The sequence below is a fragment of the Streptomyces vietnamensis genome, from assembly GCF_000830005.1.
Lineage (GTDB): Bacteria > Actinomycetota > Actinomycetes > Streptomycetales > Streptomycetaceae > Streptomyces > Streptomyces vietnamensis.
Genome location: NZ_CP010407.1, coordinates 1,829,144 through 1,848,500 on the forward strand (window position 1 = coordinate 1,829,144; position 19,357 = coordinate 1,848,500).

Below are 19,357 nucleotides of genomic sequence, written 5' to 3' on the forward strand. Positions count from 1 at the left end.
ACGCGCGTCAAGCCCCAGTTCCGGCCGGGCGGCACAGAAGCCACGTTTCGCCGCTCTCCGGCCGGATAGTTTCGAGTCGGTCACAGGCGCGGGCCGGAACACAACCCTCCGGCACCTTCTCGCGAGTCCACGGGGGAGCTCATGGCGATTCAGCAGCGGGCGGAGCGTACGAGACAGCAGATCCTGTCGTCGGCCGCCCGGGTGTTCGACTTAGTGGGGTACGAGCGGGCCTCCCTGGCCCGGATCGCCGGCGAGGCCCGGGTGACCACCGGCGCCCTCGTCTTCCACTTCGCGACCAAGTCGGAGCTGGCGACCGCGGTGCGCGGGCGGGCCCGCGCGGTCACCCGGATCACGGTCGAGTCGGCCTGCCTGTCCACGGAGGGCGTGGGCGGCACCGCGATCGACAAGCTGGTCATCACGACCCACGCGCTGATCCGGCTCTTCGAGACCGACCACGTGGCGCGGGCCGGTGAACGCCTCGCCCGCGAGCTGCAGTCGACGGAGCCGGGGCCGGGGCAGGAGTGCCCCTGGCGGCGCGAGGTGTGCCGGCTCGCGCGGTACGCGGTGGCGGAGAAGGCCCTGCGACCGGGCGTGGAGGCGACGGCGGTCGCGGCGCTGATCGGCTATGTGATCACCGGGGTGGAGCTGGAGATGCGGCGCCCGAGCGCGTCGGCCGACGCCCCCTGGCCCGCCGAGAGCGGCGCCCTGCACGATCCGGCCGAGGAACGGCTGCGCCGCATCTGGGAGTTGATCCTGCCGGCGCTCGTCCACCCGGCGCCGGCCCGGCCGGTCCCGGCCCCACCGGTGTCGGCCCGACCGGTGCCGACCCCACCGGTGTCGGCCCGGCCGGTCCCGGCCCCGCCGAAGGGCAGGTCAGCGACCGCCTCCTGACTGCAGCAGCTGGCGCGCGAAGGCCGCCAGTGAACGTCCGATGCGCTCGGCCGACAGGCCGAGTTCGTGCCGCTGGAACTGGAAGAGCTCGGGCGACAGCGGGCTGAGCGCGATGTCGATCAGCGGGTCCGGGTCCTCGATCCCGTGGTCGACCAGCAGGGTCCGGACGTGGACGCGCCAGAATCCGTACGCGCCCGTCCGGAAGCGCGCGGGGCCCGTCTCCGCCCCCAGGGCCAGCGGCAGATGCCGTTCGAGCAGGTCGAGCATCGCCAGGTAGAACGCCGCGAGCCGCTCCCCGGCGGGTGCGCCGGGTCCGAGCGGCGGCGGTCCGTAGATGAGCTGCCCCTGCAGCCGGCGCTCGTGCTCGTCGAGCAGCGCCACGGCGACCGAGGACGGATCGGGGAAGCTCCGGTAGAGCGTGGCGCGGCCCACGCCCGCGGCCTTGGCGATCTCGCCCATGGTGACCGACCGCGGGTCCTGCTCGGCGAAGAGCCGCTCGGCCGCGGCCAGGATCTGGGCGCGGTTGCGCTCCGCGTCCGCGCGTCTGCGCGGGGCGACCGGCTGTTCGTCCGCGGCCTGCAGATCCCCGAGGAGCCCGCCGACCCGGTGCACGGAGGCGGCTCCACGACCTCGCTGCTCTTCCTCGCTCATGGACCAGACCTTACTTCCCTCGGGGCTAAGTGGACACCTTGTCCGTTTGCCATGTTGCATGGCATGCTAAACGGACTCAGTGTCCACTTATCCGCTCGCCATCCCGCCCCAGGGAGATCCAGATGCACACCGCGCTTCTCGCCGCGGCCCTGCTGGTCGGCTGCCTCCTGGCCGTCCAGGCCTCGGTGAACCTCCAGCTCAACTCGGCCGTCGGCACCCCGTACGGTGCCTCCACCATCCAGCTCGGCGTGGCCACCACGCTGCTCGTCGTGCTCGCGGTGGCCGCCGGCGCGCTCGGCGCGCTCGGCAAGCTGCCCGACGTGGAGTGGTGGCAGCTGCTCGGCGGACTCGCCAGCCCGCTCTACATCACCAGCGGCATCCTGCTGTTCCCACGGCTCGGCGCCCTCGCCGCCGTCGGACTCTTCGTCACCGGCCAGATGTTCTCCTCGCTCGCCCTCGACCTCTTCGGCCTCCTCGGCCTGAAGCAGAAGGACCTGAGCGTCGGCATCGTCCTCGGCGCCCTCGCCGTCCTCGCGGGCATCGTCGTGATCATCCGGGGCATGAAGGCCGCGGCCCCTCCCGGCGCCCCGAAGATGTCCGCCGCCGGCCGCGTCGGCTGGCTCGTCCTCGGCATCGTCGCCGGTGGCGTGCTGCCGGTGCAGGGCGCGGTCAACGCCCAGCTGCGCGCCCAGCTCAAGGAGCCCATCACCGTCGCCGTGATCAGCTTCGCCGTGGCGACCCTCACCATCGCGATCGTCCTGCTCGTCCTGTACTTCACCCGGAAGACCCCGAAGCCCAAGATCGCCCCGCTGAAGAAGATGCCCTGGTGGGGCTGGCTCGGTGGCGCCTGCGCCGCCGCGTACGTCACCGGCACCTTCCTGCTCATCCCCACCATCGGCGCGGCCGTGACCATCGCCCTGACCGTGACCGGGCAGCAGCTGACCTCGGCGCTGATCGACCACAAGGGCCTGTTCAAGCTCCCGCAGCGCTCCCTGACCAAGCCGCGCGCCCTGGGCCTCGCCCTGCTGATCGCCGGCTCCCTGACCATCCAGCTCGTCTGACCGAGGCCGGCGCCTCCCCCGGGCCCCGCCCGGGGCCCCGGCCCGCTCGGTGCCCGATGAAAGGTTGCTCGTGAAGACGTCCTACACCGCCGGGCCGGACATCCACGTCCTCCCCTCGGCCCTGCCCATCCCCGGTCTCGGCGACCAGCCGGTGAACGCCTTCCTCGTACGGTCCGGACAGCCGCTCCTCGTGGACACCGGCATGCCCGTCGACCGGGAGGGCTTCCTGGACTCCCTCTGGTCGCTGATCGACCCGGCCGATCTGCGCTGGATCGTCGTCACCCACGACGACCGCGACCACACCGGCGCGCTCGCCCGGATCCTGGAGGCCGCGCCGCACGCGAAGGTGCTCGCCAACGCGATATCACTGACGCGAATATCGGAAGAGTTCAGCATTCCCCAGGAACGGGTAGTAACCGCGAACCCGGGAAGTCGCGTGAAAATCGGTGATCGTGAGCTGAGTTTTCACCGGCCGCCCACCTTCGATTCACCGGGGACCCTTGCCGTGTTCGACCATTCCGATGGAACGCTCTACAGCTCCGACAGCTTCGGCACCGTCGTCGAAGAAATTCGCCAGGACTTCACCGAACTTTCCGAGGAGGAATTCTTCCACGGGTTCGAGGTACTGAACCGGGCCATCGCCCCGTGGACCGCGCTGGTCGACGAGGCGAAGTTCCTCCGGCCCGTGCACGAACTGGCCGCGCTGCGGCCCGCACGACTCCTCAGCGCCCACGGGCCGACCGTCGCGGAGGCCGCCGTACCCCGGCTCTTCGACGCGATGGCCCGCATCCCGTCCCTGCCCGCCTGGCTGCCCGACGCCGACCTCGACCTCGAGGCGGCGCTGGACGCCCACGAGTCCACCGCCGGCTGAGCCCCGCTCCCGCCCGCGCCCCCGAACCGAGGAGAACCATGTCCGACCCGACCACCGCCGATCTGACCCCGCCGCGCGGAGTCGTCACCGTCTTCTCCGACATCTGGTGTTCCTTCGCGCACATCGCCATCCACCGGCTGCACGCCACCCGGGCCCGCCTGGGCCTGGAGGAGCAGGTCTCCTTCGACCTGCGCGCCTTCCCCCTGGAACTGCTGAACGACGCCCCGAGCCCGCGCCCCGGCACGGACAGCGAGGTCGCCCGGATGGCCAGCCTGGAGCCGGCCGCGGGCTGGCAGCTGTGGCAGGCCAAGGACTGGCTGTACCCCTCGACGACGCTGCCCGCCCTGGAGGCGGTGCTCGCCGCGAAGGAGCAGAGCCTGAACGCCTCGGAGCAGCTCGACCTCGGGCTGCGCCGGGCCTTCTGGGCCGAGTCGCGCTGCATCAGCCACCGCAAGGTGATCCTGGACGTGGCCGCGGAGACGGGCGCCGTCGACGTCGACGCCCTCGCCGAGGCCCTGGACGACGGACGGGCCCGCCGGGCCCTCTCCGACCAGGCCGCGCTGTCCAGGAGCGACCGCGTGAACTGCAGCCCCCACCTGTTCCTGCCCGACGGCTCCGACCACGCCAACCCCGGCATCGACGTGGGCTGGGAGGGGGCGTACGGCATCGGCTGGCCGGTCATCGCCTCCGACGACCCGAAGGTGTACGAGGACATCCTGCTGCGGGCCGCCACGGAATAGACGGACAAGCCGCCGCCGGCGGCAGAACAACGGGAACGACGATCAGGCATTCCAATTCGCGGAATGCCTGGCCGTCGTTCCTTTTTTTCTGCCGTAAAACATCGCGGTGATTATTAATTGCGTGACCCTGCCGTTATTCGCAAGGCCGCTCGAAGCTCCTACAGTCGTTTACGCCGCCGGAATTCCGGACGAGTTTCGTATCGAAAGCAGGAGTTCTTCATGTCGTTGACCGACAAGGCAGACGTCAGCACTTTCGTCGACCTCACCCAGCACGAGATCGAGGCCCTCAAGACCCGGTTCAACCTGGCCGACGCCCACACCCACCAGCGCCAGTCCGCCTCGCAGGAGCGGATCGTCTCGCGGCTCCCCGAGCTCTGGCACGAGTCCGAGTCGAAGCAGCAGGCCCACTTCGAGCGCCAGTTCGTCGACGCCTTCTTCCGCCTGCACCAGCAGCCCACCGCCCGGGCGATGGACCGCACGCTCCTCTCGTACTCCGCCAGCGTCTCCACGATGGTGGCCGGCATGTTCCTCAAGCAGCGCGGCATGTCGGTGCAGCTGGTGGAGCCCTGCTTCGACAACCTGGTCGACCTGCTGCGCAACATGCAGGTGCCGCTCGGGCCGGTCGACGAGTCGGTCCTGCACGACAAGGACGCCATCTACGACCGTCTGGTCGAGTCGATCGACGCGGACGCGATCTACCTGGTCGACCCGAACAACCCGACCGGGTTCACCCTGCTCGCCGAGAAGCTGGAGGGCTTCGCCGAGGTCGTGCGCTACTGCGTGGACCACGACAAGGTCCTGGTGATGGACTTCTGCTTCGCCTCCTTCGCGCTGTGCGACGAGGGCATCGGCCGGGTCGACATCTACAAGCTCCTGGAGGAGTCCGGCGTCACCTACATGGTCATGGAGGACACCGGCAAGACCTGGCCGATCCAGGACGCCAAGTGCGCCATGATCACCGCCAGCCGGGACATCCAGGAGGAGGTCTACAACCTCCACACCAGCGTCCTCCTGAACGTGTCGCCGTTCGTCCTCAACATGGTCACGCAGTACATCGAGGACTCCATCGAGGACGGCTTCGCCTCGGTCCGCGACATCATCAAGACCAACGGCGACGCCGCCCGCGCCGCCCTCGACGGCACCATCCTGGAGTTCCAGGAGCCGGTCGTCGGCACCAGCGTCGCCTGGTTCCGCATCAAGCCGGAGCACCTGACCGCCACCCAGCTGCAGGCCGTCCTCTTCGACGAGGAGGTGTACGTCCTGCCGGGCACCTTCTTCTACTGGAACACCAAGGAGAAGGGCGAGCGCTTCGTCCGCCTGGCCCTGGCCCGCGAGCCCGAGGTGTTCGCCGGCGCGATGGAGCGGATGCGGAAGGTGCTCGAGCGCTATGCCGGCTGACACCACCCCCGAGGCGCTCGACGCCACCCCCGAAGCGGCTGGCCACGCCCCCGCGGTGTTCATCGACGCCACCCTCTTCATGGGCATGCACAGCGAGGACGACGCCGTCCGCACCGCAGCCAAGTCCTTCTTCGCGGCCCGTCTCGCCGCCGGGGACGCCGGCCGGGTCTTCATGAACTGGGAGCAGGTCGGCCGCTGCGACGACCTGGTGTGGGGCTACGAGCGGAAGGTCCAGGACGAGTACTACCCGTTCATGGACGTCCTCCACACCGACCTGGCCATCGACCGCGTCCCGTACGACGAGGAGGACCTGCGGCGGGCCTTCACCACCCCCGCGCTCGAAGGCCTGCCCACGCACGAGCGCCTGCTCCTCGCCCAGGTCATCGGCCGGGACGGGGCGCTGCACACGGCGAGCCCCCGGCTGCTCGGGAGGACCGACCTGCCCGTCGTGCCGCTCGGCGCCGGCGCGGAGTCCGCGTTCCCCGCGTACCTGGAGGACCTCTACCGGCGCTCGCTGGTGCTGACGGTCGACTCCGACACCCTCTGAACACCTTCCGAAGGGCACCCCACTCATGCCTGGCACCTACTCCGGGACCGTCGTCCCGCTGATCACCCCGCTCGACGAGCACGGCACCGTCGACGAGCAGAGCGTCGTCCGCCTCCTGGACCACATCAGGACCGAGGTCACGGGCCTCATGCCGGCCCTGACCTCCGGCGAGGGCTGGAAGCTCGACGCCCGCCAGTGGCAGGACGTCGTCACGTACACCGTCAAGCACGCCGACGGCCTGCCCGTGCTCGCCGGGATCCAGCTCCCCGACACCGCCTCGGTGATCGACCGGGCCCGCACGGCCGCCGAGATCGGCGCCGACGCCGTCGTCGTCACCACGCCGTTCGGCGCCGAGGTGACGCAGGACCAGATCGTCGAGCACTACCGGGCGATCCGCGCGGCCCTCGACATACCGATCTTCCTCTACAACGAGGAGGCGCTGTCGGGCAATCGCATCGAGTTCGAGACCCTGATCCGGATCTGCGAGGAGATCCCCGGGATCGTCGGCATCAAGGAGTCGAGCGGCGACGCCGCCTTCACCCGCAGGATGGCCGAGGCCGGCACGGGCATCCCGGTCTTCGAGGGCTGGGAGAACCTCCTCGTCGACGCCCGCGGCATCCAGGGCTTCATCGGCCCGCTGGCCAACCTCGAACCCGGTCTGTGCAACGCGATGCTGGTCGACCCGACCCCGGACCGCCAGGCCGAGATCAACACCGTCTGCGAGAAGTACGGCGTCTTCCTCGACGACTGGTACCGCTGGGTCAAGAAGGAACTCCACGCGCGCGGCGTGATCAGCTCCCCCACCACGCACGAGGAGGCGAAGGCGGCATGAGCACCACCCCCGCCTCCGCGGTCCCGGTGGCCGCGCACTCGATCGCGGCCCCGGCCGCGACCGCCCAGCGCGAACTCCACGCCCTCTACCGGCGGGTGCCCAACCTCGGCGACTACGGCTCGATGACCGCGATCGAGGAGCGGTGGATCCTGCCGAAGGCACGGGCCTACGAGGCCTCCGCGCCCCGGTTCGGCTCGGTCGGCGAACTGCTCCAGGCGCTCAAGGAGTTCCTCGCCGAGGAGGAGGCCGCACTCCCGGAGAGCGCGATCTTCCTCGCCGAGCACGCCACGCTCGACCAGTTCAAGGTGATCGTGCGGCAGTTCGCGCTCGACGGGCTCACCGAGTCCGAGTCGCTGCTCCCGGTCGTCCCCCGGCTGCCGTACCGCTCGGCGATGGCGGTCTTCCGGGTCCTCATCGACGAACTCGGCTGCGGCAACGAGGAGAAGGCGCACTCCCAGCTCTACCGGGACCTGCTCACCGAGCTCGGCATGAGCCTCGACCTCGACGACTACCTCGACGAGACGGCACCGGAGTGCTACGCGTACGTCAACATGTTCCACTGGCTGGCGAGCCGGGCGCCGTCCCCGCAGTACTTCCTGGGGGCGTACGCCTACTTCGAGACCAGCGTCCTGTACGCCTTCCAGAGCTTCGCCCGCGCGGCGCGGCGCCTGGGGATCGTCAAGGACGCCTACTACACCGAGCACCTCTACATCGACTCGTACCACAGCAATCACATGCGTACGGCGATCAGGGCGCTCGACGAGCCGGACCTGGCGAAGATCTGGGCGGGCGTGCGGCTGGCCTCCGACATCGTCGGCGAGGCCACGGAGACGGCGATCGCGCGGGCGCGGGAGACCGTCGCATGACGGCCGTGCCCGCCGGGCGGCGGGGCTCCGGCGAGCCCGTCGTCCGCCAGGTGACCGAGGACCTGGTCCTGGTCGAGGTCGGCGGCCGCAAGGTCCTCGCGGCCGCCCTCTGCCCCCACCGCGGGGGCCGGCTCAAGTACGGCAGGGTCGACGGGGACAGGCTGCGGATCACCTGCCCCCTGCACCACACGACCTTCGACCTGACCAGCGGCGAGCGCGTCTCGGGGGCGGCCTGCGCCGCCCTCCGGGTGGTCGACGTGCTGCCCGGTCAGGACGAGCGTCCCGAGGCCCTCTCCGGGGGCGCTTCATGACCACCACACCGACCGGGGCGGCGTCCACCGTGACGCCGCCCCGTGCGGCGGTCGACCACGACGGCATCGCGCCCGTCCCTGAGGCGGAGCGCACCTCGACGCCGGCCGACTTCGGCTGGATCTGGCCCTCCGCGCAGTTCTCGTTCGGCACGGTGGTGCTCGGCGCGCTGCCCGTGGTCTTCGGTCTGGGCTGGTGGCCGTCGGCGACCGCGATCGCGGCGGGCGTCGCCGTCGGGACGGCGCTGCTCGCGCCGCTCGCCCGGTTCGGCGTCCGCACCGGCACCAACGATCCGGTGGCGAGCGGGGCGCACTTCGGGGTGCGGGGCAGGGTCGTCGGCAACCTCATCACGGTGGTGACGGCGCTCGGCTTCTTCGCGATCGCCGTGTGGACGGGCGGCACGGCCGTGATGGTCGCGGGACACCGGCTGTTCGACACGCCGACGGGTCCGGGCGCGCTGACCGTGGCGATGTTCGTGACGGCGGCGGCGGTCGCGCTCGTCGCCGTGCGCGGCCACGAGACGCTGGTCCGCACGTACCGGATCACGGCGGTCACCGGCGGGGCGGTCCTGCTCGGCACGGCCCTCGTGCTCGCGCCGAAGTTCGACGCGGGGTACGCCGGCGGGCCCCTGGCACTCGACAGCACCTTGCAGACCTGGCTGCTCGCGGCGACCGCGTCCGCGACCGTGCCCCTGTCGTACGCCACCTTCCAGGGCGACTACACCCGCTACATGCCGGCCTCCACCCCCACCGGCCGGGTGGTGCGGGCGAGCGGCATCTCGATGTTCCTCAGCAGTCTCGCCGCGCTGCTCACCGGCGCGTACGTGACGACGCTCTTCCCCGTGCCCGACGAGCCCTGGCTGCAGGGCCTGACGGACGCGGTGCCGGGCTGGTTCGCGGTGGCGGTGGTCGTCTTCGGCTTCGCGGGCACCCTGCCGCAGGCCGGTCTGTGCCTGTACGCGGCCGGGCTCTCCGCCAACTCGGTGTTCTGGCGCTCCTCGCGGGCCGCCGTGACCACGGTGGTCGCGCTGCTCGCGGCGGCCGTGCTATACCTCGGGGCGGTGGTGTACGACGCCATGGACGCCATGTCGGCGTTCGTGACGCTGCTGCTCACGGTCGTCGCGCCGTGGGCGGCCGTGCTCTCCGTCGGGTACGTGCTCCACCGGGGCCGGTACGACGCTGAGGCGCTGCGCGCGTTCGCCACGGGCGGCGGCGGACGCTACTGGTACACGGGCGGGGTCAACCCGAGAGCGGTCGCGGCCTTCGCGGCCGGGTCCGTCATCGGGGTCCTCTGGGTCAACAACCCGCTGTACACCGGCCCGTTGACGGGCCTCACCGGCGGGGTCGACCTGAGCCTGCCGGCCTCCTTCCTGGTCGCCGCCGTGCTGTACGGGGCCCTGTGCCGGGTGTGGCCGGAGCCGCTCCTTCCGCCGTCACGAGCTGCGAGGTGATGATGTCCGTGCCAACGGTCCGGCTGACGGTCCGGTCGGTCGCCGAGGAGGCGGAAGGCGTACGGGGGCTGCTCCTGGCGGACCCCACGGGCGCCGACCTCGCGCCCTGGGAGCCCGGCGCCCATCTGGAGGTGACGCTGCCGTCCGGAGCCGTCCGGCACTACTCGCTCTGCGGCGACCCGGCCGACCGGAGCACGTACCGGCTCGGGGTGCTGCGCGAACCGGCGGGCCGGGGCGGCTCCGAGGAGCTCCACACCGCCGTCGGGGAGGGCACGCTCCTCGGGGTGCGGGGCCCGTTCAACCGGTTCCCGCTGGTGCCCGCCGAGCGGTACCTGTTCGTCGCGGGCGGCATCGGCATCACCCCGCTCCTTCCGATGATCCGCTCCCTGCCGCCGGGGTCGTGGTCGCTGCTGTACGGCGGCCGGAGCCTCGCCTCCATGGCGTACCGCGAGGAGCTCTCCGTCCTGCCCGGGGTCACGCTCGTCCCGCAGGACACGGAGGGCCTGCCCGACCTGGACGCCGCCCTGGCCGGGCAGCCCGCCGGGACGGCCGTGTACTGCTGCGGCCCGGAGGGGCTGCTGCGGGCGGTGGAGGAGCGGTGGGCCGGGCCGCTGCACGTGGAGCGGTTCGGGGCGGCGGGCCCCGTCGAGAAGTCGCCCGGCGAGGGCGGTTTCGAGGTCGAGCTCCGGCGTACCGGGCGGGTGCTGCGCGTGGAGGCCGGACGGAGCCTGCTCGACACCGTGCGGGAGGTGGTGCCGGGTGTCGCGTACTCCTGCGAGGAGGGCTGGTGCGGCACCTGTGAGACGAAGGTGATCGCGGGGACGCCCGAGCACCACGACTCCGTCCTCGGCGAGGACGAGAAGGCCTCGGGGGCGACGATGATGATCTGCGTGGGGCGCTCGCGCGGCGGGCGTCTCGTCCTGGATCTGTGACGGGCGGAGATCCGTGACGGGCGGAGATCTGTGACGGGCGGAGATCTGTGACGGGCGGACCCGCACCGGCCTCGGTCGGTGCGGGTCCGTCGGCGCGTCGGGGGTCAGAAGACGACCAGGGCGCGGCCGCCCTTGCCCGCGAGCATGTTCTCGAAGGCGCCCGGGATGCCGTCCAGGGTGATCCGTTCGGTGACGAGGACGCCGAGGTCGAGCCGGCCGGCCCGGATGTGCTCGGCGAGCACCGGCAGGTCCTCGGCCGGGTTCGAGTTGCCGTAGACGCAGCCGGCCAGGGTGCGGCCCCAGTGGAAGATCTCCAGGGCGTTGAAGGTGACCTGCTGGTCCTTGCCGCCGATGCCGACGACCGTGGTGCGGCCGCCGCGCCGGGTGGACTCCCAGGCGGTGCGGATGGTGACGGCGCGGCCGACGCACTCGACGGCCACGTCGACGCCCTGGCCGCCGGTCAGCTTCCGGATGTCCTTGGCGGTGGTCTCGGAGGCGACGACGTACTCGGTGGCCCCGGCGGCCCGCGCGAGCGCCTCCTTCTCCGGGGAGACGTCCACGGCGACGATCGTCGACGCGCCCGCGATCCGGGCGGCCTGGAGGGTGGCGAGGCCCACGCCGCCGACGCCGAAGACGGCGACGGTCTCGTCCTTCCGGACCCGGGCCGAGTGGTGGACGGCGCCCCAGCCGGTGAGGACGGCGCAGCCGAGCAGGGCGGCGTCGGTGAGCGGCACGCCGTCGGGGGCGGGCAGCACGCAGTTCGCGGCGACGACCGTCTCCTCGGCGAAGGCGGCGACGTTGAGTCCGGGGTGGAGGTCCCTGCCGTCCCGGGTGCGGGCGTGGATGTTCGCCGCGCCGGTCAGGGCGTTCGCGCAGAGCCAGACCTCGCCGAGCGAGCAGGGGTGGCAGCTGCCGCAGGACGGCGCCCAGTTGAGGACGACGCCGTCGCCGGGGGCGACGTGGGTGACGCCCTCGCCGACGGAGACGACGGTGCCGGCGCCCTCGTGGCCGAGGACGGCCGGGACCGGCACGCGCATGGTGCCGTTGGAGAGGGAGAGGTCGGAGTGGCAGACCCCGGCGGCGGCGAGCCGGACCCGGACCTGGCCGGGGCCTGGCTCGGGGAGTTCGATGCCGGTGATCTCCAGGGGGGAGCCTATGGCGGGCAGGACGGCGGCGCGGATCACGCTGTCTCCTCGGTTCCTATCGGTTCCTAGAACTGCAGGGACTTGGTCTGGAGGTACTCGGCGAGGCCGTGCGCGCCGAGCTCCCGGCCGACGCCGGACTGCTTGTAGCCGCCGAAGGGGGCCAGCGGGTTGAAGCGGCCGCCGTTGATGTCGACCTGGCCGGTGTCCATGCGGCGGGCGAAGGCGACGGCCTCGGCCTGCTCGCCCCAGACGGCTCCGCCGAGGCCGTAGACGGTGCCGTTCGCGATGGCGAGGGCCTCGTCCTCGTCCGCGTAACGGAGGAGCGAGACGACGGGGCCGAAGATCTCCTCCTGGGCGATCGTCATCTCGGGGGTGACGTCGGCGAAGACGGTCGGGGAGACGTAGTAGCCGGTCTCGCGCGGGGCCTCGGGGCCGCCGGCGACGAGCCGGGCGCCCTCCTCGACGCCCTTCTCGATGTAGCCGCGGACGCGCTGCTGCTGCTTGGCGTTGACGAGGGGGCCGACGCGCTCGCCGGGGACGTACTTGGCGACGGCCTCGGCGGCGAGCGCCACCGCCTCCTCGTACCGGTCGGCGGGGATCAGCATCCGGGTCCAGGCGCTGCACGTCTGGCCGGAGTTGGACATGACGTTGGCGATGCCGACGGCGACGGCCTTGGAGAGGTCGGCGCTCGGCAGGATCACGTTGGCGGACTTGCCGCCGAGTTCGAGCGCGACCCGCTTGACCGCGCCACCCGCGAGGGCGCCGATCTTCTTGCCCACGGCGGTGGAGCCGGTGAAGGAGACGAGGTCCACGTCCGGGTGCTCGGCGAGCGCCTGCCCGGCGACCGGGCCGAGGCCGGTGACCAGGTTGAAGACGCCGGCCGGGATGCCCGCCTCGTGGACGGCCTCCGCGAAGAGCTGCGCGGTGAGCGGGGTGTCCTCGGCGGGCTTGAGGACGGTGGTGCAGCCGGCGGCGAGGGCGGGGGCGACCTTGGCGACGACCTGGTGGAGCGGGTAGTTCCAGGGGGTGATCGCGGCGACGACGCCGACCGGCTCGGCGTAGACGGTGGAGTTGCCGACCTTCTCCTCGAAGGGGTGGGTGGCGGCGAGTTCGGCGTACGAGCCGGCGACGGCGATCGGCAGTCCGGCGTGGACGGCGGCGGCGAGCTGCGGCGGGGCTCCGAGCTCGGCGGTGACGGTGGCGGCGATCTCCTCGGCACGGGCGGCGAGCGCGTCGCGGAGGGCGGCGATCCGGGCTCCGCGCTCGGCGGGCGGGGTGGCCGCCCAGCCGGGGAGCGCGGCGCGGGCGGCGCGGACGGCGGCGTCGACGTCCTCGGCGGTGCCGGCCGGGACGTGGGCGATGACCTGCTCGGTCGCCGGGTCGATCACCGGGACGGTGTCCGTGGAGGAGGCGGGGCGCCACTCCCCGCCGATGTACATCGCGTCGTGGGCCTTCATCCGCTGTCTCCTCGCGTGGTCGCTTCCTCGTCCGCCCCAAACTAGCGCCGTTAGTTTTCTGGCGCCAGGGCCTGCCGGGGTGCCGCCGGTCTCACCCGGGGGCACGCCACGGCGCCGCTCGATCGTGCCGCCCCGGCCCGGGCCTTGTCCACGTCGACCCTGTACAGGGGCACACCCCTGAAACTGGCGAACCCCCACCCCCGTGTGGGGCCCGCACCCGTCTGCCCCTTCACCCTGCGCCCGTGCGGGCCCGCGCTCGCCTGGGCGGCACCCCGCTGCCGTGTGGGCCCGCGCCTGGCTGGGCGTCGCCCACCCCCGTGTGGGCAATCGTCCCGCTGGGGCGGGACGGGTGGGCACACGGGACGGCGCGCCTGGCCGCGCCCCCGCCCCCTGCGCCTGGACCCGCACCCCAGCGGCGCCGTCACTCCCGGTGCGGGTTCGGGCGCGGAAGCCTCTGGCGCCGGCAGGGCGCGGGTCCGTTGTGCCCACCCGTTCCGCCCCAGCGGAACGACTGCCCACAACGGGGGGCGGCGCCGTCCGTGCGGGTGGGCGTCGCCCCGGCGGGGCGCGGGCCCGCAACGGGCGCGGGGCGCAGGCCGCGCGCGTCAGTAATTCCCCAGTAACGCCCCGGTCCTAGCGTCCCCGACCAAGCCCGCCCCACCTCCCCCAGGCCCTTGGGGCGGCGGGGCGCCGGCTTCCCCCGTACCAGCGATGGAGGAGCCACCCACATGCACCCGCCCCGCTCGCCGCTCCGGTCACCCCTCCGGCGCGGAGCCACCGCCTGGGCCGCGGCCGCCGCCACCGCCGCGGCCCTGCTCGCGGCGCCCGCCGCGACGGCGGCACCGGCCTCCGCACCGGCCTCCGCCCCCTCCCCGCACGCCGCCACCGTCGACCCCGGTGTCACCGCGGCCGTCGACGCGGGCGGCGAGGCGACGTTCTTCGTGGTCCTCGCCGAGCGTGCCGACCTCTCCCGGGCCCGCGCCCAGCGCGGCCACGAGAAGAAGGCCCGGACGGCCTTCGAGGCCCTGCGCGCCGAGGCCGGCCGCAGCCAGGCCTCCCTCACCCGCTTCCTCGACCGGGCCAAGGTCGGCTACGAGTCGTACTGGATCGCCAACGCCGTCAAGGTCACCGGCGGCAAGGCCCTGGTCGAGCAGCTCGCCGCCCGCCCCGACGTGGCGGCCCTCCGCCAGGAGCGGCACTACACGCTCGACGAGGTGGAGCAGAGCTCCACGGCCGCCGACGACACCGCGGTCGCCCCCGAGTGGGGCGTCAAGGACATCAAGGCCGACCAGGTCTGGTCGCAGTACGACAACCGCGGCGAGGGCATCGTCGTCGCGAGCATCGACTCGGGCGTGCAGTTCGACCACCCGGCCCTGAAGGGGAACTACCGGGGCAACCTCGGCGACGGCACCTTCAGCCACGACTACAACTGGTACGACCCGACCGGCCAGTGCACCGGCGGCACGCCCTGCGACAACAACGGCCACGGCACCCACACCATGGGCACCATCGCCGGCGCGGGCGGCATCGGCGTCGCCCCCGGGGCGAAGTGGATCGCCGCCAAGGGCTGCGAGGCCCGCAGCTGCTCCGACTCCTCGCTGCTGAAGTCGGGTCAGTGGATCCTGGCGCCGACCGACCGCAACGGCCAGAACCCGCGCCCCGACCTCGCCCCGGACATCGTCAACAACTCCTGGGGCGGCGGGAACACCACCTTCTACCAGGACATCATCACCTCCTGGAACGCCGCCGGGATCTTCGAGGCCTTCGCGGCCGGCAACTCCGGCAACGGCGTCAGCTGCTCCACCACCGAGGCCCCCGGCGCCCAGGCCCCGGCCTACGGCGTCGGCGCCTACGACGTGAACGGGAAGATCGCCGACTTCTCCGGCTTCGGCCCCTCCCTCGTCGACGGTTCGATGAAGCCGAACATCTCGGCCCCCGGCGTCGACGTCCGTTCCTCCTGGCCCGGCAGCACCTACCGGGCGATCTCCGGTACGTCGATGGCGACCCCGCACGTCGCCGGCGCCGTCGCCCTGCTCTGGTCCTCGGCGCCCTCCCTCATCGGCGACATCGACGCCACCCGGGCCGCCCTGAACGGCTCCGCCCGTGACGTCGACGACACCCACTGCGGCGGCACCGCGGCCGCCAACAACGTGTGGGGCGAGGGCAAGCTGGACGTCCTCGCGGCCGTGGACCGCGCCCCGCACACCGCGGCCACCGTCACCGGCACGGTCACCGACCGCGCCACCGGCTCCCCGCTCGCCGGGGTCACGGTCACGGCGACCGCCGAGGGGGCCAAGCGCACGGTGACCACCGACGCGGCCGGCGCCTACCGGCTGACGCTTCCCGCCGGCACGTACACCCTCACCGCCGGCGGCTACGGCTACCGGGACCTCGCCGAGAACGGCCTCACCGTCACCACCGGCCAGGCCCTCTCCCACGACCTCGCCCTGGACGCCGTGCCCGCGCACGCCGTCACCGGCACCGTCCTCGACGTCACCGGAAAGCCCCTGAAGGGTGCCACCGTCCGCTTCACGGACGCGCCGCTCGCCCCGGTCGTCACCGACGCCTCCGGAGCCTTCCGCTTCCCGGCCGTCGCCGAGGGCTCCTTCACCCTCACCGCGAGCCCGGCCGCTCCCGTCCTGTGCAACGGCGTCTCCACGACCGTCCTCGCGGTGGACGGCGACGAGAACGTGACGGCCGCGCTGCCCGCCCGTACCGACGCCTCCGGCAACGGCTGCCTGCCGGCCCCGTACGCCTGGACCACCGCGTCGACGAAGCTCGCGCTCTCCGGCGACGAGAACGCGAAGACGATCGCCCTGCCGTTCCCCGTCTCCTTCTACGGCGTCACGTACAGCCAGGCGAGCGTCACCACCAACGGCCTGGTCAACTTCCTCGCCCCGCGGCTCGGCGACTACGCCAACACCGCGCTGCCGTCCCCGGGCCGGCCCAACGGCATCCTCGCCGCCTACTGGGACGACCTGACCCTGGACGCCAAGTCGGCGGTCAGGACCGGGACCAGCGGGACCGCCGGGCAGCGCAGGTTCACGATCCTCTGGGAGAACGCGGCCTTCGCCGCCGACACCACCAAGCGCGTCACCTTCGAGGCCGTCTTCGAGGAGGCGACCGGCGCGATCGTCCTGCAGTACCAGTCGATCGGCACCGACTCCCTGGAGGCCGGCGGCAGCGCGACCGTCGGCATCGAGAACCAGGCGGGGACGGACGCCCTGCAGTACTCCTTCGACGAGCCGGTCCTGAAGGACCGTTCGGCCCTCCGCATCTTCCCGAAGGCGGCGTGATGACCCACCGTTCCCGGCGCGGCGTGCGCCTCGCCTCCGCCCTCGTCGCGGCGGGCCTCGCCCTCACCGCGCTCCCCGCGACCGCCGCACACGCCGATGACGAGCCCCTCGGCCGCGTCCTCACCGACGCCCAGGCCGACGCCCTGGAGCAGCGCGCCGAGGCCCCGGAGCCCCTGGACGTCACCCCGCAGAACGAGCCGTCCGCCGGCTCCCTCGCGGCGGCGACCGAGGACACCTCCGCCTCCGGTGTGAGCCTCACCCGGGCCTCCGCCCTGGAGACCTACCGGGGCCAGGCCGACACCGCCCAGCTCGGCGGCGGGCACGGCGACTTCCTCGCCGTGCACAGCCTCGGCACCGTCACCCGGCTCGCGGCGGACGGCCGCACGGTCTGGAAGCGGGACAACGCCTCGCTCTACGCCGACTGGCAGGTCACCAACATCCGTCCGTGGCAGACCGAGCCGTACCCGGCGCGGATCACCACCGGCTTCCACGCCAACAGCCCCTTCGCGGACAGCTCCGACCGGGGCTGGGCGCAGGGCGACCTCACAGGCGACGGCGTCGCGGACGTCGTCTTCACCGCCGACGTCGGCACCAGCCCGTACCGCCCCTTCACCTCGCCCGGCTCACCCCTCACCACGGGCACCTTCGTCACCGTCCTCGACGGCGCCACCGGCCGGACGCTGTGGTCGAAGCTCTTCGCCGACGCCCAGCAGGTGACGCTCGTCGGCGACACCCTGCTCGTCGGCGACCAGCCCTCGACCAACCTCAACTCCGCGAAGGACGCCACCGCCGCCCTCCGCGCCTTCCGTCTCTCGTACGCCGACGGGAAGCTCTCCCCTTCGGCGACCTGGAGCTACGAGACGGGGCAGCGCCACGGCCGGTGGGGCTCCACCCTCCCGCTCGGGGACGGGCGCGTCGCGGTCTCCTGGTACGTGAAGAAGACCGCGACCGCCCCGGCCTCGGGCCGCACCCTCGTCCTCGACACGTCCGACGGCTCGGTGGTCTGGCGGGCGGACGACGACCTGTACTCCCGCCAGCTGGCCTACGACCCGGCGCGCCGGCGTCTGGTCGCCCTGGAGCAGGCGGACTACCGGGACGGCGTACGGTACGAACTCGCCGCCTACGACCCGGCCGACGGCACCCGCACCACCCTCGACACCCGGGTCAACGCGCTCGGGATCGGGCTGCGGATCGGCCAGCTGCGCGGGGACGCTGCACCGGAGTACGCGATCAGCGAGTCGACGCTCGACGAGTACCTGTACGTCAACACCGCGACCGTCCGCGCCCTGGACGGCGGCGACGCGGCCGAGCTGTGGTCCCACACGGTGAAGCGCGGCGCGGACAACTTCAGGGACGGCGACTCCGCGCTCGGTCTGAAGATCGTCGACGGCAAGGTGCTCGCCTCGTACTTCACCACCGAGGGCAAGGAGACCGCCGCCAACCCGGGCGGCACCCGCTTCGGCACCCTGGCCGCGCTGAACGGCCGGGACGGGGCAGTGCGCTGGCAGCACCAGGGCGCGGACGCCTCCCCGATCTACGCCCAGCCGTACCGCGAGGACGACGAGTGGCGGGTCCGGACCGTCGACAGCGAGCAGAACATCCGCTCGTACACGCTCGGCAGCGGGCACCAGACCTCCGTCACCCCGCTCCAGGCGAACCTGAGCACGGGCCTCGCGGCCGACGTCAACGGCGACGGCCGCAAGGACGTGATCGTCGGCGGCCAGTCCCAGGGCCTGTGGGCCTACGACGGGCCCTCCCTCGCCTCCGGGAAGCCCCGGATCCTGTGGCAGGCCACCCTGCCGGGCTCGGTGCAGGGCGACATCCGGATCGCCGACACCGACGGCGACGGCCGCCGCGACGAGCTCGTCGTCGCGGCCGACACGGCGGCGGTGGTCGTCGACGCCGGCACCGGCCGGGTCCGCAGGACCATCGACGGCGGGGGGCAGTTCGTCCGCTCGGTGACGGTCGGGGATCTCGACGGGGACGGCGACGACGAGATCCTCGTGCCGACGGACGCGGTCCGCGCCTACGCCGGCGACGGGCACCGGCTCTGGGAGTACGCGCCCGCTTCCGGCCTGGTCTTCTCCGACCTCGCCGTCGCCGAGGGCAAGGTCCTCGGCTCGTACCAGACGCGCGGGGTGAGCGACGGGACGGCCGTGGTCGGCGGGACGGCGCTCGACGCCCGTACGGGCAGGGTCCTCTGGTCGGCGGACCCGACGTGGACCGGCGACGCGGACACGAAGGTCTACGCGGCGCAGCTCTACCACGGCGTGTACGCCTCCCCCGGCATTCCGTACGCCGACGGGCACGCGGTCGTGTACTCCTGGATCGTGCGGGAGGGCGACTTCTGGAGCACCTACTTCGAGTTCCGCGACCTGCGTACGGGCAAGGTCGTCCGCACCGGGACCGGCGGCGGCGCGTGGACGGTCGGCAACTGGTTCACCGGCGACGAGGGCCTCCTCCTCGCCGGCACGGCCTCGCTGCGGACCTTCGCCAAGGACGGCCGGGAGTACGAGATCTACACCCTGCCGACCCTGCACCGGGCGGAGTTCGCCACCGGTCCCGGCGGCCGGCGGCTCATCATCGGCGGCACCGAGGGCGCCGCGTACGTGTGGGACCCGGCGGTGCTCACCGCCGGCCGGAACTACCCCGACCACCTGACCAAGCTGAACGGGTACGCGACGCAGAACCTGGTCGTCGCGGACCTCGACGGCGACGGGGTGGACGAGGTCGTCTGCCTGGGCAAGGACGACACGGGCTTCGACCGGACCATCGAACTGTCCGGCGGACGCTATCTGCTCCAGGACGACTCGATGCACGGCATGGTGACGGGCCGTCTGACCGCCCAGTAACCCGCGTACTGCCCCGAGACCTCCGCCCGGACCACCGGCCGGGGGTCTCGGGATTTTCT

16 protein-coding genes are annotated in these 19,357 nt (G+C 72.7%); 13 read left to right on the forward strand and 3 right to left on the reverse strand.

What is annotated here, in order from left to right:
- Positions 1-141 precede the first annotated feature (141 nt).
- Positions 142-891, forward strand: a complete 750-nt coding sequence (locus tag SVTN_RS40930; RefSeq protein WP_078908251.1) for a TetR/AcrR family transcriptional regulator — start codon at positions 142-144, stop codon at positions 889-891.
- Here the strand turns inward: SVTN_RS40930 and SVTN_RS08020 are convergent.
- Positions 874-1,542, reverse strand: a complete 669-nt coding sequence (locus SVTN_RS08020) for a TetR/AcrR family transcriptional regulator (protein WP_041128441.1) — start codon at positions 1,540-1,542, stop codon at positions 874-876. The genes SVTN_RS40930 and SVTN_RS08020 overlap by 18 nt on opposite strands.
- A gap of 122 nt (positions 1,543-1,664) precedes the next feature.
- Between SVTN_RS08020 and SVTN_RS08025 the strand changes: the two genes are divergently transcribed.
- The 10 genes from SVTN_RS08025 (at position 1,665) to SVTN_RS08070 (ending at position 10,548) form a co-directional block, all read left to right on the forward strand.
- The gene (locus tag SVTN_RS08025; protein ID WP_041128442.1) at positions 1,665-2,603 is read left to right on the forward strand and encodes a DMT family transporter; all 939 of its coding nucleotides are present in this window, start codon (positions 1,665-1,667) and stop codon (positions 2,601-2,603) included.
- Between the two features lie 70 nt (positions 2,604-2,673).
- Entirely contained in the window at positions 2,674-3,474 is an 801-nt protein-coding gene (locus SVTN_RS08030; protein WP_041128443.1) for an MBL fold metallo-hydrolase, read from the forward strand.
- Between the two features lie 38 nt (positions 3,475-3,512).
- Complete coding sequence (locus SVTN_RS08035) at positions 3,513-4,214, forward strand: DsbA family oxidoreductase (RefSeq protein WP_041128444.1); 702 nt, start codon at positions 3,513-3,515, stop codon at positions 4,212-4,214.
- A gap of 219 nt (positions 4,215-4,433) precedes the next feature.
- Positions 4,434-5,612 carry an aminotransferase class I/II-fold pyridoxal phosphate-dependent enzyme gene (locus SVTN_RS08040; RefSeq protein ID WP_041128445.1) on the forward strand — a complete coding sequence of 393 codons (1,179 nt, stop codon included), beginning with the start codon at positions 4,434-4,436 and terminating at the stop codon, positions 5,610-5,612.
- Positions 5,602-6,159, forward strand: a complete 558-nt coding sequence (locus tag SVTN_RS08045) for a DUF6190 family protein (RefSeq protein WP_245727469.1) — start codon at positions 5,602-5,604, stop codon at positions 6,157-6,159. Before SVTN_RS08040 ends, SVTN_RS08045 begins: the two co-directional genes overlap by 11 nt.
- A 25-nt stretch (positions 6,160-6,184) precedes the next feature.
- Complete coding sequence (locus tag SVTN_RS08050; protein ID WP_041128446.1) at positions 6,185-6,991, forward strand: dihydrodipicolinate synthase family protein; 807 nt, start codon at positions 6,185-6,187, stop codon at positions 6,989-6,991.
- Positions 6,988-7,857 carry an iron-containing redox enzyme family protein gene (locus tag SVTN_RS08055; RefSeq protein ID WP_041128447.1) on the forward strand — a complete coding sequence of 290 codons (870 nt, stop codon included), beginning with the start codon at positions 6,988-6,990 and terminating at the stop codon, positions 7,855-7,857. Before SVTN_RS08050 ends, SVTN_RS08055 begins: the two co-directional genes overlap by 4 nt.
- On the forward strand, positions 7,854-8,168 hold the full coding sequence (locus SVTN_RS40935) for a Rieske (2Fe-2S) protein (protein ID WP_052499016.1): 315 nt from the start codon (positions 7,854-7,856) through the stop codon (positions 8,166-8,168). The genes SVTN_RS08055 and SVTN_RS40935 overlap by 4 nt, the downstream gene beginning before the upstream one ends.
- The gene (locus SVTN_RS08065; RefSeq protein ID WP_041128448.1) at positions 8,165-9,616 is read left to right on the forward strand and encodes a purine-cytosine permease family protein; all 1,452 of its coding nucleotides are present in this window, start codon (positions 8,165-8,167) and stop codon (positions 9,614-9,616) included. The genes SVTN_RS40935 and SVTN_RS08065 overlap by 4 nt, the downstream gene beginning before the upstream one ends.
- Before the next feature lie 2 nt (positions 9,617-9,618).
- Positions 9,619-10,548, forward strand: coding sequence for a PDR/VanB family oxidoreductase (locus SVTN_RS08070; protein ID WP_041128449.1), 930 nt, complete (start codon positions 9,619-9,621; stop codon positions 10,546-10,548).
- Positions 10,549-10,652: 104 nt separating this feature from the next.
- Here SVTN_RS08070 and SVTN_RS08075 read toward each other — a convergent pair whose 3' ends face one another.
- Together SVTN_RS08075 and SVTN_RS08080 are read right to left on the reverse strand one after the other, a co-directional pair.
- Positions 10,653-11,732: a Zn-dependent alcohol dehydrogenase gene (locus SVTN_RS08075; RefSeq protein WP_041128450.1), complete on the reverse strand. Its 1,080-nt coding sequence runs from the start codon at positions 11,730-11,732 to the stop codon at positions 10,653-10,655.
- 26 nt (positions 11,733-11,758) lie between these two features.
- Positions 11,759-13,150, reverse strand: coding sequence for an aldehyde dehydrogenase family protein (locus SVTN_RS08080; RefSeq protein ID WP_041128451.1), 1,392 nt, complete (start codon positions 13,148-13,150; stop codon positions 11,759-11,761).
- Positions 13,151-13,878: 728 nt separating this feature from the next.
- Here SVTN_RS08080 and SVTN_RS08085 point away from each other — a divergent pair.
- Together SVTN_RS08085 and SVTN_RS08090 are read left to right on the forward strand one after the other, a co-directional pair.
- Complete coding sequence (locus SVTN_RS08085) at positions 13,879-16,446, forward strand: S8 family serine peptidase (RefSeq protein ID WP_041128452.1); 2,568 nt, start codon at positions 13,879-13,881, stop codon at positions 16,444-16,446.
- The gene (locus SVTN_RS08090; protein WP_041133689.1) at positions 16,446-19,298 is read left to right on the forward strand and encodes an FG-GAP-like repeat-containing protein; all 2,853 of its coding nucleotides are present in this window, start codon (positions 16,446-16,448) and stop codon (positions 19,296-19,298) included. Before SVTN_RS08085 ends, SVTN_RS08090 begins: the two co-directional genes overlap by 1 nt.
- The last annotated feature ends 59 nt before the right edge of the window (positions 19,299-19,357 follow it).

Excerpts from the sequence above, each read along its gene's own strand:
- SVTN_RS08025 (WP_041128442.1), top strand. The coding sequence starts at position 1,665 with ATGCACACCGCGCTTCTCGCCGCGGCCCTGCTGGTCGGCTGCCTCCTG.
- SVTN_RS08040 (WP_041128445.1), top strand. The coding sequence starts at position 4,434 with ATGTCGTTGACCGACAAGGCAGACGTCAGCACTTTCGTCGACCTCACC.
- SVTN_RS08050 (WP_041128446.1), top strand. The coding sequence starts at position 6,185 with ATGCCTGGCACCTACTCCGGGACCGTCGTCCCGCTGATCACCCCGCTC.
- SVTN_RS08045 (WP_245727469.1), top strand. The coding sequence starts at position 5,602 with ATGCCGGCTGACACCACCCCCGAGGCGCTCGACGCCACCCCCGAAGCG.
- SVTN_RS08085 (WP_041128452.1), top strand. The coding sequence starts at position 13,879 with ATGCACCCGCCCCGCTCGCCGCTCCGGTCACCCCTCCGGCGCGGAGCC.
- SVTN_RS40935 (WP_052499016.1), top strand. The coding sequence starts at position 7,854 with ATGACGGCCGTGCCCGCCGGGCGGCGGGGCTCCGGCGAGCCCGTCGTC.
- SVTN_RS08055 (WP_041128447.1), top strand. The coding sequence starts at position 6,988 with ATGAGCACCACCCCCGCCTCCGCGGTCCCGGTGGCCGCGCACTCGATC.
- SVTN_RS08070 (WP_041128449.1), top strand. The coding sequence starts at position 9,619 with ATGTCCGTGCCAACGGTCCGGCTGACGGTCCGGTCGGTCGCCGAGGAG.
- SVTN_RS40930 (WP_078908251.1), top strand. The coding sequence starts at position 142 with ATGGCGATTCAGCAGCGGGCGGAGCGTACGAGACAGCAGATCCTGTCG.
- SVTN_RS08090 (WP_041133689.1), top strand. The coding sequence starts at position 16,446 with ATGACCCACCGTTCCCGGCGCGGCGTGCGCCTCGCCTCCGCCCTCGTC.
- SVTN_RS08020 (WP_041128441.1), bottom strand. The coding sequence starts at position 1,542 with ATGAGCGAGGAAGAGCAGCGAGGTCGTGGAGCCGCCTCCGTGCACCGG.
- SVTN_RS08035 (WP_041128444.1), top strand. The coding sequence starts at position 3,513 with ATGTCCGACCCGACCACCGCCGATCTGACCCCGCCGCGCGGAGTCGTC.
- SVTN_RS08080 (WP_041128451.1), bottom strand. The coding sequence starts at position 13,150 with ATGAAGGCCCACGACGCGATGTACATCGGCGGGGAGTGGCGCCCCGCC.
- SVTN_RS08065 (WP_041128448.1), top strand. The coding sequence starts at position 8,165 with ATGACCACCACACCGACCGGGGCGGCGTCCACCGTGACGCCGCCCCGT.